Below are 15,932 nucleotides of genomic sequence, written 5' to 3' on the forward strand. Positions count from 1 at the left end.
TTTGGTCGCCTCCGCCCCCCTCGCCACTGACGCCACCGCCAACCCCCAGCGCGGCAGCTACTGGATCACCACGTTCGGCTGCCAGATGAACAAGGCGGACTCCGAACGGATGGCGGGAATCCTGGAGGCCATGGGCTATCGGGAAGCGTCAGCCGAACTGGATGCCGATCTGGTGCTCTACAACACCTGCACCATCCGGGACAACGCCGAGCAGAAGGTTTACAGCTACCTCGGCAGACAGGCCCAGAGGAAACGCAGCAACCCCAACCTCACCCTGGTGGTGGCGGGCTGCGTTGCTCAGCAGGAGGGCGAGTCCCTGCTCCGGCGGGTGCCGGAGCTGGATCTGGTGATGGGACCACAACACGCCAATCGGCTTGAAACCCTTCTGCTGCAGGTGGACAGCGGTCAGCAGGTGGTCGCCACCGAAGACCACCACATCCTTGAAGACATCACCACGGCCCGCCGGGACAGCAGCATCTGTGGCTGGGTGAACGTGATCTACGGCTGCAACGAACGTTGCACCTACTGCGTGGTGCCCTCCGTGCGCGGCAAGGAACAATCACGGCTGCCCCAGGCGATCAAGCTGGAAATGGAGGGTCTTGCCGCCCAGGGCTACAAGGAAATCACTCTGCTCGGCCAGAACATTGATGCCTATGGACGGGATCTGCCGGGCATCACGCCGGAGGGTCGCCGCCAACACACCCTCACGGATCTGCTCCATCACGTCCACGACGTGGAGGGCATTGAACGGATCCGTTTTGCCACCAGCCATCCGCGCTACTTCACCGAGCGGCTGATCGATGCCTGTGCCGACCTGCCCAAGCTCTGCGAACACTTCCACATTCCGTTTCAGAGCGGGGACAACGACGTGTTGCAGGCCATGGCCCGGGGCTACACCGTTGAGCGCTACCGGAGGATCATCGACCGCATCCGTGAGCGCATGCCCGATGCCTCCCTCAGTGCCGATGTGATCGTTGCCTTCCCCGGAGAGACGGATGCGCAGTACCGCCGCACCCTCGATCTGATCGAGGAGATTGGCTTCGATCAGGTGAACACAGCGGCCTATTCACCCCGGCCCAATACCCCTGCAGCCCATTGGGACAACCAGCTGCCGGAGGAGGTGAAGGTGGAACGCCTGCGCGAAATCAATGCCCTGGTGGAACGCTGCGCCCGCATGGCCAATGCCCGCTACGAGGGGCGCACGGAAGAAGTGCTGGCGGAGGGCATCAACCCCAAGGACCCATCGCAGCTGATGGGGCGTACCCGCACCAATCGCCTGACCTTCTTCAGCTCCACCGGAGCGGATGGTCGTGCCTACGAAGCGGGCGATCTCGTGCCGGTGCGCATCGATGCGGTGCGCTCCTTTTCACTCAGCGGCAGCCCCCTGCCCCACTGAGCACAACGCTGATACCTTTGGCGCTCCCACCGCTCAGGGGTCGCCGCATTCATGCCGTCCAGTCCCATCACGGTCGGGCTCGTCTTTGGAGGCCGCTCTGGAGAGCACGAAGTGTCGATCCGATCTGCGGCGACCGTCGTCCGAGGCCTGCGCAGCGGGCAGAACCGAGAGCGATACACGGTGCAGCCGATCTACATCGACCGTGATGGTCGCTGGTGGGGAACAGATCTGTCCGAGGCAACCCTGGCCTCCGAAACCGCACCGGAGCTCAACCCACCTCTGCCCCCATCAGGATTCCAGGGGTTCCCGGAGGGATGTGATGCGGTCGACCTCTGGTACCCGGTGCTGCATGGTCCCAATGGAGAAGACGGCACCATTCAGGGGTTGTTCCAGCTGACCGGCAAACCGTTCGTTGGTGCCGGCGTGCTCGGCTCAGCCGTCAGCATGGACAAGCAGGCGATGAAATCTGCTTTCGCCAGCGCCGGCCTATCCCAGGTGCCCTATGTGGCCCTTCACGCGTCCGAACTCGAGAACGCGATCAGCAGATCGGCCCTCATGGATTGGATTGAACGCGAACTGAACTACCCCTGCTTTGTGAAGCCCGCCAATCTCGGCTCCTCGGTGGGCATCAGCAAGGTGCGTTCCCGCCAAGAACTGGAAGCAGGCCTCAATCAGGCTGCAGCGCTCGATCCAAGGCTGGTGGTGGAGCAGGGCGTCAACGCCCGAGAGGTGGAATGCGCCGTCCTGGGGGGACGCATGCTCGAAGCGTCGGTGATCGGTGAGGTTCGTTTTGATGCGGACTGGTACGACTACGAGACGAAATACACCGCAGGGCGCAGCACCACGTTGATTCCCGCTCCTCTGCCGGATGAAGTGGCTGACCGCATCCGCGCCCAGGCCCTGCAGGCCTGCGCTGCCGTGGGCGTCAACGGCATGGGTCGGGTGGATTTCTTCTACGACGACGCCAACGATCAGCTCTGGATCAACGAAATCAACACCCTGCCTGGTTTCACGGCCCAGAGCATGTTCCCGATGCTCTGGGCAGCCAGCGGCGTAACACTCGAACAGTTGGTGCACAAACTGATCCAAACCGCAGGAGAATGAACGCAGCGTCCTTCGCCTAACCCATGAGCCACGGACTGCTCTGGTTTCCTCTGCTGCTGGCCTTTGTGCTGCTGGCTTCGCTCGGATGGCTGGAACGGCGGCGCCAAAACCTGTTTCGCACCTGGGCCGAAGGCTCCGAACTCGCCAAGCTCGATGGTTGTGGTGGTGCCCGTCTGAAAGACGGTGAACTGCACTGGAGCAGCTTCGAGGCGGGAAGTTTTCAGGATCAGGGCTCGTTTGACGTCTGCAAACTCGAGCTTGTGGAGCTGATGTCGCTGGCGTCCGGTGATGCGCCCCTCACCGACGAATCCCAGGGGCGTTGTCGGCTGCGCCTCATCGGGAAAGATCTGCAGATGGATGTGCCGTTCTCTGATGCCGACCGCGCGCGCAGCTGGGGTGAGCAGCTGATGGCACGGGCCCGATGCGACCTGTGAGCCGGGTCTCGACCAACAACAAATCCTCCCAAAGGCCGGTCTCCGCGCAGGTGGCTCGGCGCCGGGACTTGCGCCGACAGCGCCGCCAGACCCTGTTGCTTCAGCTCTGGCGCTTTGTGGCCTTGCTGCTGCTCAGTGGCGGATTCAGCTGGATCTTGCTGCGCCACGGCTGGACGCTGCGGAGCCCTGAGGCAGTGATCCTGACCGGTGGTGCTGCCCTTGAGAGCAATCAGGTGATCGAGGCGGCCAGGCTGCGCTTTCCCTCACCCCTGCTGGAGGTGAGTCCAAGGGAATTGGAACAACAACTGGTCGGGGTCTTACCGGTTCACAGCGCTCACGTGCAGCGCCGGATGTTCCCCGCTCGCCTCGTCATCAGCCTGAAGCCGGAGATTCCCATCGCACGCGCTGAGCGTCGGGGACCCGCTGGACGGGAACGGGGGCTGCTCAACGCCGCAGGTGAATGGATTCCCCTGAGCGACGCCATAGCAGATCCGCTCACGGAGATCATGGTGCGCGGCTGGAATAGCCCGCAACGCGGTCAGGTTGCTGCGCTGCTGCAACAACGGAATCGCTTCGCCGGGATGCTGAAAGCCATCGTGCTTGATCCCGACGGCAACATCAGTCTGATCACCACCGAGCTGGGCCGGATTGATCTCGGTGGCGAACCGGCCCTCCTGAATGCCCAGATCGAAACGATCCTCCATCTGAACCGGACGTTGCCAAATCACCTGCGCGGGGCAAAGCAAAGCAGCCTCGATCTCAGCAATCCCGACCGACCGGAACTGCAACTACCGACACCACCAGCCCCAAAAGATCTCAAGACGCAATCCTGAGACCACCGCATTGAAAATCTGGAGACCACAACCTCAGCGCCTGGTTTGTGATCTGTTGAAGCCGAGACCAGGCTTCAGAGACATAATGCGTCTCAACCAAACGGTTCTGCCTCGACGATGGAGATGGTGAGCGGCTCAGGGTCTTTCACGGCAGCTGGTATCCAGCCCAGCCAGTCCGCCCGCATCGAGGTCATCGGCGTTGGAGGTGGCGGCAGCAATGCCGTGAACCGCATGATCCTCAGCGACCTTGAAGGGGTTGGATACCGCGTTCTCAACACCGATGCCCAGGCCCTGATCCAGTCGCAGGCACAGCAACGGCTGCAGTTGGGGCAGACCCTGACCCGCGGACTGGGTGCCGGCGGCAACCCCACTATCGGCCAGAAGGCAGCTGAAGAATCCCGCACGGATCTGCACGATGCACTGCAGGGCTCAGATCTGGTGTTCATTGCCGCTGGCATGGGCGGTGGAACGGGGACTGGTGCAGCACCAGTGGTTGCCGAAGTGGCACGGGAAGTCGGAGCACTCACCGTCGGCATCGTCACCAAGCCGTTCAGCTTCGAGGGCCGTCGTCGCATGCGTCAGGCCGACGAAGGCATCGCTCGGTTGGCGGAACACGTGGACACCCTGATCGTGATCCCCAACGACCGCCTGCGTGATGCCATCGGCGGAGCTCCCCTTCAGGAAGCCTTCCGGAGTGCGGACGACGTCCTGCGCATGGGCGTCAAAGGCATCAGCGACATCATCACCTGCCCGGGCCTGGTGAACGTTGACTTTGCTGACGTTCGCTCCGTGATGACCGAAGCAGGCACAGCACTGCTGGGCATTGGCATCGGTTCCGGTCGCTCAAGAGCCGTGGAAGCAGCCCAAGCCGCGATTGCAAGCCCGCTGCTCGAAACCGAGCGCATCGATGGCGCCAAGGGCTGTGTGATCAACATCAGCGGTGGTAAGGACATGACCCTGGAGGACATGACCACTGCTTCCGAGGTGATTTACGACGTTGTCGATCCCGAAGCCAACATCATCGTGGGCGCTGTGGTGGATGAGGCCCTCGAAGGGGAGATCCACGTGACGGTGATCGCTACAGGCTTCGAGAACAAGCAGCCGTACCGCAGCGAGCGCAGCCGCTCCATGCCCGGAATACTGAATCGTGGGGAGCCCGAAGAGAACGGCGCCCGCATTCCTGAATTCCTGCGTCGCCGTCAGCAACAGGACAACGGCAACTTGTGAGATCCCTGTCAGACCCCGCGGTCTGACAGCTCTTTTGAATGTGGTGACCCGGAACCCACGCCTGCCCTGAGCATCCCGTGTGGCTGCTCCCTTCCGGTCCTGACCAGATTTGGGCGTCAGAGCCGCATGGGCCCGAATCCGCCGAATGCTAGCAATGAGCCCCCGAGGGGTTCTGAAGCTGCATGCGTCCTTCTGATCTGACCCGCTTCAAGCAGAAGGGCCAACCCATCGCCGTGCTCACCGCTTGGGACAGCCTCTCTGCAGCTCTGGCCGAGGCCGCCGGTGCAGACGTGCTGCTGATCGGTGATTCACTGGCGATGGTGGCGCTGGGCCATGCCACAACACTCCCGGTGAGCCTGGACCAGATGCTCCATCACACCCAGGCAGTCGCCCGGGGATTGACGGCCATGCCGGCCGATCAGCCCCTGCTGGTCTGTGACCTGCCCTTTCTCAGCTACCAGTGCGGCGAAGACCGCGCCGTGGCGGCTGCAGGGCGTTTGTTGAAGGAGTCCAGCGCAGCGGCGGTAAAATTGGAGGGGGCGGAACACGAGGTTGTCGCCGTGATCGACCGTCTCGTGCGCATGGGCATTCCCGTGATGGGACATCTGGGCCTCACCCCGCAGGCCGTGCATCGCCTGGGGTACCGGCGCCAGGCCACGGACGCCATCAGCCAGGAACGCCTGGTCGATCAGGCGCGCACCCTCGAGCAGAAGGGCTGCTTCTCCCTTGTGCTGGAACATGTTCCTGCCGAGCTGGCGTGCCGGGTGCAGCAGGCCCTGACCATCCCGGTGATCGGCATCGGGGCAGGTGACGGCTGCGACGGCCAGGTGCGCGTCACCGCAGACCTGCTGGGGCTCACCGCCAAACAACCTCCCTTCAGCCCAGCGCTGGTGGATGGCCGCCGCCTGTTCATCGACGCGTTGAAGGGTTGGGTCCAGCAGACCCGGAAGAACACTCTTCCCACCACAGAATCACCTCAATCAGCACCTGATTGCTGAGGGCCATGCCCTCGGGGTCGGTGAGGCACCAACGGCCTGCCCGCTGCTGCAGCCATCCACGCTCAACGAACGGTTGCCAGCGGCGCACCAGGGCATCGGCATCAAGACCTTGAAGGGTCACCCCTTCCCGGCGCCGCAGACCCACCAGCAATTGATCATCCAGGGGGAGTCCAGCCTCGGCGACTGATTCCTCAGGAGGATGATCCAGCCATTCCGCGTAGGCAGCGCGAGTGCGGGGTCGCGCCAAACGCGCCCCCCAGGGTGCTGATGTCGCTCCCATGCCAAAACCCCACCAGCCGGCACCGCTCCAGTACACCCGGTTGTGACGGGAGGCATGGCCCGGACGGGCGTGGTTGGAAATCTCGTAACGGGTGAGTCCAGCAGCCGACAGCCGTTGTGTGGTCCGCTCGATCAAGGCAACGGCCAGGTCGTCCTCCGGCAGCTGCAACAGGCCAAGCGTTCGTTGGCGATCAAACACCGTGCCCGGCTCCACCGAGAGGTCGTAAATCGAGAGATGGGGAGCCTGACTGGCAATGGCCTGATCCAACTGCGCATCCCACCCGGCCAGGGTCTGGCCCGGGAGGTTCTGGATGAGATCGAGACTCCAGGACCGAAGCGCGCCATCGCGCCAGGCCTGAACCAGCCAGTCGATCGCCGCATGGAGGTCGCTCTGGCGATGCCGACGCCCCAGCTGCTCGAGCACCGCATCATCAAAGCTCTGCCCCCCCAGGCTGATGCGGTTCACGCCATGGGCCAGAACGGAGACCAACTGCGCGGCATCAAAGGTGGCCGGATCCATCTCCAGGGTGATTTCCGCACCCGGTTGAAGACCGAATTTGTTGGCCAAGGCATCGATCAGTGCTCCGATCTGATCGGGGCACAACAGCGATGGCGTTCCCCCGCCGATGTACACGGTGGATAAGGGAGGACCCCCTGGGGCAGAGGCGATTTCCCGATGAAGCAAGCTCAGGTACTCACGGATCGAGCGACTGCCAGGCCCGTTGTCAGCTCGGGCTTGGTCCCCCAGGGGAACCACGGCGAAATCGCAGTAGTAACAGCGCCGGTGGCAGAAGGGAATGTGGAGGTAGGCGCTGCGGGGCGGGATGGGATAAGGCATGCTTCTGGCATCCGGATCGAGCTGCCACGACCTGAACCCATGGTGGATCCGCTCATCCTGCTTCTGTTTGTGGTTTCCGGTGCAGCTGCCGGGTGGATGGGGATTCACTTGCTGCCCGACGGCCTGGTGAGTGCAACCACCAATGCTGAACAGTTGCGTCTCCAGCTCAGCGGAGCTGGCGGTGGCATTGGCTTGATAGCAGGCCTGGTGTTCAAAAAGCTGCGGGTGCGCCTGATGCAACAGGTGCGCACCATGCCCACCGATCTGCTGGTGAGCCGGGCTGTCGGCCTGATCCTGGGGTTGCTGGTGGCCAACCTGCTGCTGCTGCCTGTTCTGCTGCTTCCGTTCTCCGGAGGAATTGTTCTGCTCAAACCCCTTCTGGCGGTGGTGAGCAATGTCTTTTTTGGCATTCTCGGTAGCAACCTGGCGGAAGTTCACGGCCGCACGCTGCTGCGCCTGTTCAATCCCGCGAGCACGGAGGCGCTGCTGGTGGCTGATGGGGTGCTGACCCCCGCCACGGCCAAGATCCTGGACACGAGCGTGATCATCGATGGCCGGATCCGCGGCATGCTCGCCTGCGGATTGCTGGAAGGGCAGGTGATCGTTGCCGAATCGGTGATCGATGAGATGCAGCAGCTGTCGGATTCCACCAACATCGAAAAGCGGGCCAAGGGGCGACGTGGCCTGAAGCTTCTGAAGGATCTGCGGGAAACCTACGGTCGGCGGTTGGTGATCAACAGCACCCGTTACGACGGCAAGGGAACGGACGACCGATTGCTGCAGTTGGCATCCGACACCGGCGGCACGCTGGTGACCGCAGACTTCAACCTCGCGCAGGTGGCCCAGGTCAAAGACCTGAAGGTGATGAATCTGAGTGAGCTGGTGATCGCGTTGCGGCCTGAAGTGCAACCCGGTGACGAGCTCAAACTCAAGATCGTGCGAGAGGGCAAGGAGGACAGCCAGGGTGTCGGCTACCTCGATGACGGAACGATGGTGGTGGTCAACGAGGCGAAATCGCTGATCGGCCAACGCAAACCTGTGGTGGTGACCGGTGCCCTGCAAACCCCAACCGGCCGCATGGTGTTTGCACGGTTGGACGAGAACGATGCATCAACCGACACCAAGCCCTCATCCAAATCGAGAAGTCAGGGAAAACCGGCCAAAACCAGCAACCGCAAGCCCGCTGACCCCGGCTAGGCTCGCGCCACCGCGATGGTGGAGATGACAACTTCGGCCCCGTACTACGGCGACAGCGCCGTGATGCGCACACCACCTCCTGACCTTCCCTCACTCCTGCTCAAGGAGCGAATCGTCTACCTGGGCTTGCCCCTGTTCTCTGACGACGACGCCAAGCGTCAGATGGGTATCGACGTGACTGAGCTGATCATTGCTCAGCTGCTTTATCTGGAGTTCGACAACCCAGAGAAGCCGATCTACTTCTATATCAACTCCACTGGCACCAGCTGGTACTCGGGTGATGCGATCGGATTCGAAACCGAAGCCTTCGCCATCTGCGACACCCTCCGCTATGTGAAGCCTCCGGTGCACACCATCTGCATCGGCCAGGCCATGGGCACCGCGGCAGTGATTCTTTCGGCAGGGACCAAAGGTCAACGGGCTGCGTTGCCTCACTCCTCCATCGTTCTGCACCAGCCCCGCAGCGGCGCCCGCGGCCAGGCGACGGACATCCAGATCCGGGCCAAAGAAGTGCTGCACAACAAGCAGGCGATGCTCGAGATCCTCTCCACCAACACTGGTCGTTCTGTGGAGGAGCTGAGCAAGGACTCCGACCGGATGAGCTACCTCACCCCTCAACAAGCCGTTGAGTACGGACTGATCGACCGCGTGCTCAGCAGCCGCAAGGACCTGCCTGGCAATCCCCCCGTCTGACCGACGGCATCAGACCCAACCCTCCTGCCCTTCCTTCATCAACGTTCTGAACCATGCCGATCGGTACCCCCAGCGTTCCCTACCGCCTGCCCGGCAGCCAGATGGAGCGCTGGGTCGACATCTACACCCGTCTCGGGGTGGAGAGGATCCTCTTCCTTGGCTCTGAGGTCAATGACGGCATCGCCAACAGCCTGGTGGCCCAGATGCTCTATCTGGACTCGGAAGACAGCAGCAAGCCGATCTACCTGTACATCAACTCCCCCGGCGGATCCGTCACGGCTGGACTGGCGATCTACGACACCATCCAATACGTCAAGAGCGAGGTGGTGACCATCTGCGTTGGCCTTGCTGCATCCATGGGTGCCTTCCTTCTCGCGGCTGGCACCAAAGGCAAGCGGGTCGCCCTGCCCCACAGCCGGATCATGATTCACCAGCCCCTCGGCGGCACCAGCCGTCGCCAGGCCAGTGACATCGAGATCGAAGCACGGGAGATCCTGCGGATGAAGGAAATGCTCAACCGCTCCCTGGCCGACATGAGTGGCCAGAGCTTCGAGAAGATCGAGAAGGACACCGACCGGGACTACTTCCTCAGCGCCGAAGAAGCCAAGGAATACGGCCTGATCGACCGCGTCATCTCCCATCCGAACGAGGCCTGAACCGAACGGGGCAGGCCGCTGCGTAAGCTCGTCCACTGCAGTGTTCCGCAAGTCCGCCCCGGATGGCCCAGCTCTTTTACGACTCCGACGCCGATCTCGGTCTGCTGAACGGCAAGACCGTGGCCATCATTGGTTATGGCTCCCAGGGTCATGCCCACGCTCTGAACCTGAAGGATTCAGGCGTGAACGTGGTGGTGGGCCTCTATGACGGCAGCCGCTCCGCCGAGAAAGCCAAGGCGGACGGCCTTGAAGTGCTGAGCGTGGCCGATGCCTCAGCCAAGGCCGACTGGATCATGGTCTTGCTGCCCGATGAATTCCAGAAGGACGTCTACGAGAAGGAAATCGCACCCCACCTGAGTGCAGGCAAGGTGCTCAGCTTCGCCCACGGCTTCAACATCCGTTTCGAGCTGATCAAGCCCCCCGCCGATGTGGATGTGGTGATGATCGCCCCGAAGGGCCCTGGCCACACCGTGCGTTGGGAGTACCAGAACGGCCAGGGTGTGCCTGCCTTGTTCGCCATCGAACAGGACGCCTCCGGCAACGCCCGTGGCATGGCGATGGCCTACGCCAAGGGAATCGGTGGCACCCGTGCCGGCATCCTGGAGACCAACTTCAAGGAAGAGACCGAAACCGACCTGTTCGGTGAGCAGGCTGTGCTGTGTGGCGGTCTGTCTGAACTCGTGAAGGCTGGTTTCGAGACCCTGGTGGAAGCGGGCTACCAGCCCGAACTCGCTTACTTCGAGTGCCTGCACGAGGTGAAGCTGATTGTGGATCTGATGGTGAAGGGAGGACTGACCTCAATGCGCGATTCGATCTCCAACACCGCGGAGTACGGCGACTACGTCAGCGGCCCCCGTCTGATCACCGCCGACACCAAGGCCGAGATGAAGCGCGTTCTGGCCGACATTCAGGACGGCACCTTCGCCAGGAACTTCGTGGCCGAATGCGAAGCCGGCAAGCCAGAGATGAAAAAGGTGCGTGACTGTGATTCCCAGCATCCGATCGAGAAAGTGGGCAAAGGCCTGCGCTCGATGTTCAGCTGGCTAAAGGACGCCTGAAACGGCTGATCCTGTGATGAGCCGCTGGAATCAGCTGCGTTGGGGCAGTGCTCAGGCTGGCATCAGCCTGAGTCTTGCTTCAACGGCATGGCTGCTAACTGGCCTGAGCGCCTCTCCGCTCATTAACACTCTGCTGCCGGCTCTAACGACGCTCCCTGCACTGCTTCCACTCAGGCGGCGGGCAGGGGCTTTTTGCTGGATTTTGTTGAGCTCCGTAGGGCTCATGCTGCTTTGCAGTCCCCTCGGTGCAGGCATCCAGGCTGCCTGGGCTATCCCTGTGGTGCTCTGCGCCGGTCTCGTCATCGCACTGGGGCAAGACTTCAGCCAACTGCCCCTCCAGAGGCAGCTCCTGGAAGATTCCAAGCTGCAATTTCAGCAACTGCGCCGGGGCAGCGAGCTTGGTGCACTCATCGGGTTCGGCCTCACCGGCCTCATACGCCCCGGCTGGCATCAGTTCCTGCCAGCAGCGTTGCTGCTGCTGCCTTTGCTTCCGGCGGCACTGCAACGACAGAGCAGCTCTCTTCAAGGATTGGGCTTGCCGAAGTTCAACCGTGCCGCCGCCTGGCAGGGACTTGTCTTCGGGGCATTGTTCGGTCTTCTTCCCCTTTGGATCCGGAGCGTCGCTGAGGGCAACTGCTTCAACTTCGGCATGGTGCTGATGGCGTATGGCATCGGCCGCACATTGATCAATGCACCCATGAGTCGGTCATCTTGGGCTTTGTTTAGCCCCATCGGTGGGTTGCTGTTGCTGGTTGGAGGTCAACTGCTGCCGGAGATCGTCAGTACGCTGCTTTTCATTCCGATTGGTGCCCTCGCCGCAGCGACTGATCGGCAATTGGTCGAGCATCTTCAACCGAAAGATCCAGCCCAGGGCTGGCAAATTCTGCGTCGCTCAGGGGCTGTTGGAGGTTTGGTTGGGGTTCTGATCATGGGCAGCCTGGCCCAGACCATCGGGCTTCCCCTGGCCCTGGTTGCGCAGGTAGCACTCTTCCTCACAGCACCGCTGGTGCTTCGATGCATTCGGTGAGCCCAACGATCCTTGGGACAGCCCTGATCCTTGGGGCAGCACTGGTTGATCAGTTGATCGGTGACCCGCGCCGAATGCTCCACCCCGTGGTGGTGATGGGGTGGATCATTCAGCAGTTGCGCCATTGTGTCGAGCGATGGGCGGGGGACCATCCGATCAAGCTGCGGATCGGGGGAGGCTTGATCAGCCTGATCCTTGTGCTTGGCAGCGTTCTGACGGGCTGGTGCCTTGAACGCCTGCTGTGGCTTCCCTCCCCATGGGGATGGCTCTGCATTCCGATACTGACCCTGAGCCTCGCCAGTGCCCTGGCGGCTCGCAGCCTCAAGGACAGCGTGCTCGCCGTGGTGGATGCACTGCCCTCAGCGGCGGTGGGGGATCTCGAACCAGCCCGCCGGAACTTGAGCTGGATCGTCGGACGCGACGTTCAGAGTCTGGATCGCACGGAACTGCTCAGAGCCGCAGCTGAAACAGCCTCAGAGAATGCCGTGGATGGAGTGTTCGCACCGCTGTTCTGGATGGGGATCGGTGCCCTGCTGTGGATGGTCCTGCCCTCTGGCCCTGGTCCGCTGGCGCTGGCCTGGGGCTTCAAGGCCAGCAGCACGCTGGATTCCATGCTCGGGTACCGCAGCGGTCGGCTGCGCTGGTTGGGAACAGCCGGCGCTCGCCTCGATGATCTGCTCACCTGGCTGCCCTGCCGTCTGGTCATGCTGACGCTGCCCCTGGTCTGCCCACCCTGGACGCATTGGGTGCAACGGGTGCAGGCAGCAGAGCGGGATGGCTCTGCGGATCCATCCCCCAATGCAGGTCGTTCAGAAGCGATCTACGCCCACTGCATCGGGATCCAACTTGGCGGCGAGAACAGATATGGAGAGCGCTTGGTGCATAAACCTGTGCTTGGAGCCGGCCAACCAACGGCAAACGGGCCTCTGGTTAGAGCTGTTCTGAAGGCATCAAGCCGACTGGAGATCGTCTGGATCAGTGGTCTTGGGATCATCCAGTGGGCGATGAACCGCTGAGAACAAGTCAGTAAGCACCGCGATCCATCGGCAGGAGCAACACACCAAATGTGCGCAGGATGATGGCAAAGTCCAGGCCGAATGAACGACCACGGGCATAGGCCAGATCAAGCTTGACCCGTTTCTTGTAACTCAAGTTGTTTCTGCCACTCACTTGCCAAAGGCCGGTCAACCCAGGGCGGACTGAGGCAACTTCATCCATGTAGGGGCCATAACGAACAAGTTCTTTGTCAACAATCGGACGTGGCCCCACAACGCTCATCTCCCCACGCAAAACGTTCAGGAACTGAGGTAACTCATCAAGACTCGAGCGGCGGAGGAATCGACCCACGGGAGTGATTCGGGGATCACTCTTGAGCTTGAAGTCACGCTCGAACTCAGCACGCAGCGAGGAATCTGCCTCCAAAACACGCGCAAGAACGGCATCCGCATCGGCCCGCATGGTGCGGAACTTGATGCAGCCAAAACGTTGGTAGCTACGGCCCACCCGACGCTGCACGTAAAACACAGGCCCCGGTGAACTGAGCTTCACCAACCCCGCCAGAAGCAGCAACACCGGTGAACCGATGCTGAGTACGGCGAGAGAAAAAACAATGTCTCCGGTGCGCTTGAAGACTCGGCCCCAACGGTTCTGATGACGAATCAGCGTGCCGGTCGACAGATCCGATGGCGGAGCTGAGATCAGCGCAAGGTGCGGCTTGTACTTGCCACGGCGAGCTGCACGCCCTGCGGACTGAATCAAGGATGGCCGGGAGGCCGAGGTCAAAGGCTCAACCTGGGACTCACCACACTCAACGTCACAGGTGCAGCCCTGACATCTCCGCAGGGTCACTCGCTGCAACGGCACAGCCCTGCTGATGGTCGCTCCAGGCTGCTCGCAGAGCCGATTCAAAGCGCGCCGCAAAGGCTTCCGGCCTGAAGCGCTCGGCCCAAGCACGAATGGCCTCTGCATCCAGAGAACGCCAAATGCGTTCTTGTTCAAACCACTCCACGGCCTGGACCAACGACTCGACGCTTTGTTCCGGGAACAGCACCCCAGTGGGATCAGGAATCCCGGCAGCCGCACAACGCACCGTGTCCAACAAACCACCCCGCCCCAACCCAATCACCGGAGCTCCGGACGCCATTGCCTCCACCGGAGCAATGCCGAAGTCCTCCAGGCCGGCATACACAAAGGCCCGACAACGGGCCATGAGCTCTTCCACCTGCTGCTGGGACTGACGGCCGAGCAAGGTGACCGTGGGACCAGCCAGAGCCTCCAATCGCGCCTTCTCCGGACCATCCCCCACCACAAGCAGGGGTAGACCCAAGCGGTTAAAAGCTTCCACCACAAGATCCACCCGCTTGTACGGGACCAAACGACACAGACAGAGGTAGACGTCGTCTCGATTGGCATTCCAGCGAAAGCGCTGCACCTCCACGGGGGGATGGATCACGCGGGCCTCCCGCCCCCAGTACTTACGGATGCGCCGCGCCGTGAAACGGGAGTTGGCAATGAGGTGGTCCACCCGCTGAGCACTGAGTTGGTCCCATTGCCGCAGAGCATGCAACTGCCAGCGAATCAAAGGTCCCAGACCACGACGAGCCAGCGCCGAATACTGCAGATAAGCGTGCATCTGGTCCCAGGCGTAACGCACAGGTGTGTGCACATAACTGATGTGCAGCTGGTCCGGAGACGTCAGCACACCCTTGGATACCAGGTGGCTGCTGCTGATCACCAGCTCAGCAGCACCAAGATCGATCTGTTCGATGGCAAAGGGCAGCAGCGGCAGGTACTGCTGCACATGGCTGCGCCCCCACGGCAGGCACTGAATCGGGCTGGTGAGGACGGATCGTCCGTGCAACCAACTGCCCGGCCGTCGAGATTCGGCGTCGATCAGGGCCGCAATCTGCGGCTCGCAGCCGAGGCTGCGCAGAAGGGAATCAACCTCTTGAACAACCTGTTCTGCTCCACCGACAGAACGAGGCGAGAACCACTCATGAACCAGAGCGATGCGCTGCGGGAGGTGATCCGAAGCCGAGGCCATCCCTCTGGAATGAAGCGAACGCTACGAAGTCTCTCAGCTCATTGCAGGAGCAGGCCAAGATCACGATGCTGGTGCACATGTCCAGCACGAACATCACCATCAACATCCTCCTGGAGGAGGCGTTGAATGAACCGGACATCGGCACAACGAGCCGATTCCGTTGGCATGCCACAGCGGTTGGGATAGCAGCACTTTGGATTGACAGCGCTCCGCCATCAACACCGCCCTTTGAGGACGCACTCAAAGAAGGGCTCAATGTGGGGCTCGACCTCAGCCGAGAGGAACGAGAATTTCATCAAGTGGAGCAGGGGCTGGTTCTGCTGTTTCATTCATAAAAACAGCTCAGAAATACCCTCTAAAAACCCAACTAATAAGTTCGAAGCTCAAGAATTAGCGATAAGCCACCAGAGGCCTTGATTCATGAACTCTTAATCCAGCAATCTCTTTATTCGACCTATTCAGCAATCAACAAAAACGGAGAGGGTGAACTTTCAGTCAGGGTCCAAAGCAAACTATTGGAGACCACCTGGGACTAAGTCATCAACTGAGACAGAGATTCCCCCAACATTTCCCCCAACACATTTGACGGTACCTCCTGGAACCACTCAGAACGACCGAGGACAACCCTTCCCACGACGGATCAGGAGCAAAACGATTTCGAGTCGGGACGATTTCAGGGTTCTGCGTCAGATCCCCACACAACCGAGTAGGACCTCAAAAAAAGACCCCTGGGGGTCTCCCACTTCCAGAGGTCTAAACCATCGTCTTCTAGACCCATCCACCCTCCACCAGATGCTCTCCTCCGAGGAGTAGGAGAACCGTCGGATGAGGTGGTGAGGACCGTTCCTTGTTCGGTCGCCAACAAGCAACAAAAAAGGCGGCAGGGAATGCCGCCAACACCAAGGGGACGAACGCGTCGAAAACACTGGGGTCACCTGCGGCACCACCCTCTTCAGGCAGTCAACGGTGCCGTGGGTGCCGTTTACGAACTGCCAAACAAAGGAGAGGTCCCACCCCCTCCCAATACGACGCATCGTCCCCTCACCGAAGGGAACGGACCAAAAGTGATGTAAGAAATACCTACGGGTCGTCGCCATCACGACAAATCGCCTCTGCTGTCAGGCAACCAAGAAAAAGGAGCGATCCCAC

At 61.4% G+C, this 15,932-nt stretch carries 16 protein-coding genes and 1 other RNA gene; 13 read left to right on the forward strand and 4 right to left on the reverse strand.

What is annotated here, in order from left to right:
• Window position 1 precedes the first annotated feature (1 nt).
• From miaB to ftsZ, 5 genes are all read left to right on the forward strand, one after another.
• On the forward strand, window positions 2-1,396 hold the full coding sequence (gene miaB / locus SynRS9902_RS09970; RefSeq protein WP_186509012.1) for a tRNA (N6-isopentenyl adenosine(37)-C2)-methylthiotransferase MiaB: 1,395 nt from the start codon (window positions 2-4) through the stop codon (window positions 1,394-1,396).
• Between the two features lie 51 nt (window positions 1,397-1,447).
• A complete protein-coding gene (locus SynRS9902_RS09975; protein WP_186509013.1) occupies window positions 1,448-2,500 on the forward strand; it encodes a D-alanine--D-alanine ligase family protein in 1,053 nt (350 codons plus the stop codon).
• 23 nt (window positions 2,501-2,523) lie between these two features.
• The gene (locus SynRS9902_RS09980; RefSeq protein ID WP_114988446.1) at window positions 2,524-2,934 is read left to right on the forward strand and encodes a hypothetical protein; all 411 of its coding nucleotides are present in this window, start codon (window positions 2,524-2,526) and stop codon (window positions 2,932-2,934) included.
• Window positions 2,922-3,767 carry a cell division protein FtsQ/DivIB gene (locus SynRS9902_RS09985; RefSeq protein ID WP_255446104.1) on the forward strand — a complete coding sequence of 282 codons (846 nt, stop codon included), beginning with the start codon at window positions 2,922-2,924 and terminating at the stop codon, window positions 3,765-3,767. Before SynRS9902_RS09980 ends, SynRS9902_RS09985 begins: the two co-directional genes overlap by 13 nt.
• A gap of 117 nt (window positions 3,768-3,884) precedes the next feature.
• Window positions 3,885-4,994, forward strand: coding sequence for a cell division protein FtsZ (ftsZ, locus tag SynRS9902_RS09990; RefSeq protein WP_186509014.1), 1,110 nt, complete (start codon window positions 3,885-3,887; stop codon window positions 4,992-4,994).
• Between the two features lie 41 nt (window positions 4,995-5,035).
• On the opposite strand, the gene ffs is transcribed toward ftsZ, so the two are convergent.
• An RNA gene (gene ffs, locus SynRS9902_RS09995) (signal recognition particle sRNA small type) lies at window positions 5,036-5,133 on the reverse strand.
• Between the two features lie 43 nt (window positions 5,134-5,176).
• On the opposite strand from ffs, the gene panB reads away from it, so the two are divergent.
• Window positions 5,177-5,992 carry a 3-methyl-2-oxobutanoate hydroxymethyltransferase gene (panB, locus tag SynRS9902_RS10000; RefSeq protein WP_186509015.1) on the forward strand — a complete coding sequence of 272 codons (816 nt, stop codon included), beginning with the start codon at window positions 5,177-5,179 and terminating at the stop codon, window positions 5,990-5,992.
• Here the strand turns inward: panB and hemW are convergent.
• A complete protein-coding gene (gene hemW, locus SynRS9902_RS10005; RefSeq protein ID WP_186509016.1) occupies window positions 5,904-7,109 on the reverse strand; it encodes a radical SAM family heme chaperone HemW in 1,206 nt (401 codons plus the stop codon). The two genes, panB and hemW, sit on opposite strands and share 89 nt — an antisense overlap.
• Window positions 7,110-7,148: 39 nt before the next feature.
• On the opposite strand from hemW, the gene SynRS9902_RS10010 reads away from it, so the two are divergent.
• The 6 genes from SynRS9902_RS10010 (at window position 7,149) to cbiB (ending at window position 12,756) form a co-directional block, all read left to right on the forward strand.
• Window positions 7,149-8,306: a PIN/TRAM domain-containing protein gene (locus SynRS9902_RS10010; protein WP_186509017.1), complete on the forward strand. Its 1,158-nt coding sequence runs from the start codon at window positions 7,149-7,151 to the stop codon at window positions 8,304-8,306.
• 24 nt (window positions 8,307-8,330) lie between these two features.
• Entirely contained in the window at window positions 8,331-8,999 is a 669-nt protein-coding gene (locus SynRS9902_RS10015) for an ATP-dependent Clp protease proteolytic subunit (protein WP_114988632.1), read from the forward strand.
• Window positions 9,000-9,052: 53 nt separating this feature from the next.
• Window positions 9,053-9,655, forward strand: a complete 603-nt coding sequence (locus SynRS9902_RS10020) for an ATP-dependent Clp protease proteolytic subunit (RefSeq protein ID WP_006851781.1) — start codon at window positions 9,053-9,055, stop codon at window positions 9,653-9,655.
• 62 nt (window positions 9,656-9,717) lie between these two features.
• Entirely contained in the window at window positions 9,718-10,713 is a 996-nt protein-coding gene (ilvC, locus tag SynRS9902_RS10025) for a ketol-acid reductoisomerase (protein WP_186509018.1), read from the forward strand.
• Window positions 10,714-10,936: 223 nt separating this feature from the next.
• Window positions 10,937-11,740 (forward strand): hypothetical protein, encoded by an 804-nt coding sequence (locus tag SynRS9902_RS10030; RefSeq protein WP_255446106.1) that lies wholly within the window; start codon window positions 10,937-10,939, stop codon window positions 11,738-11,740.
• Window positions 11,728-12,756 carry an adenosylcobinamide-phosphate synthase CbiB gene (gene cbiB, locus SynRS9902_RS10035; protein ID WP_186509020.1) on the forward strand — a complete coding sequence of 343 codons (1,029 nt, stop codon included), beginning with the start codon at window positions 11,728-11,730 and terminating at the stop codon, window positions 12,754-12,756. Before SynRS9902_RS10030 ends, cbiB begins: the two co-directional genes overlap by 13 nt.
• 7 nt (window positions 12,757-12,763) lie before the next feature.
• Here cbiB and SynRS9902_RS10040 read toward each other — a convergent pair whose 3' ends face one another.
• Together SynRS9902_RS10040 and SynRS9902_RS10045 are read right to left on the reverse strand one after the other, a co-directional pair.
• Window positions 12,764-13,522, reverse strand: coding sequence for a sugar transferase (locus SynRS9902_RS10040; protein WP_186509021.1), 759 nt, complete (start codon window positions 13,520-13,522; stop codon window positions 12,764-12,766).
• Between the two features lie 31 nt (window positions 13,523-13,553).
• Complete coding sequence (locus SynRS9902_RS10045) at window positions 13,554-14,783, reverse strand: glycosyltransferase (RefSeq protein ID WP_186509022.1); 1,230 nt, start codon at window positions 14,781-14,783, stop codon at window positions 13,554-13,556.
• A gap of 65 nt (window positions 14,784-14,848) precedes the next feature.
• Between SynRS9902_RS10045 and SynRS9902_RS10050 the strand changes: the two genes are divergently transcribed.
• A complete protein-coding gene (locus SynRS9902_RS10050) occupies window positions 14,849-15,118 on the forward strand; it encodes a hypothetical protein (RefSeq protein ID WP_186510609.1) in 270 nt (89 codons plus the stop codon).
• Window positions 15,119-15,932 lie beyond the last annotated feature (814 nt).

This window comes from Synechococcus sp. RS9902 (assembly GCF_014279635.1).
In the GTDB taxonomy this organism is placed as follows: Bacteria; Cyanobacteriota; Cyanobacteriia; order PCC-6307; family Cyanobiaceae; genus Parasynechococcus.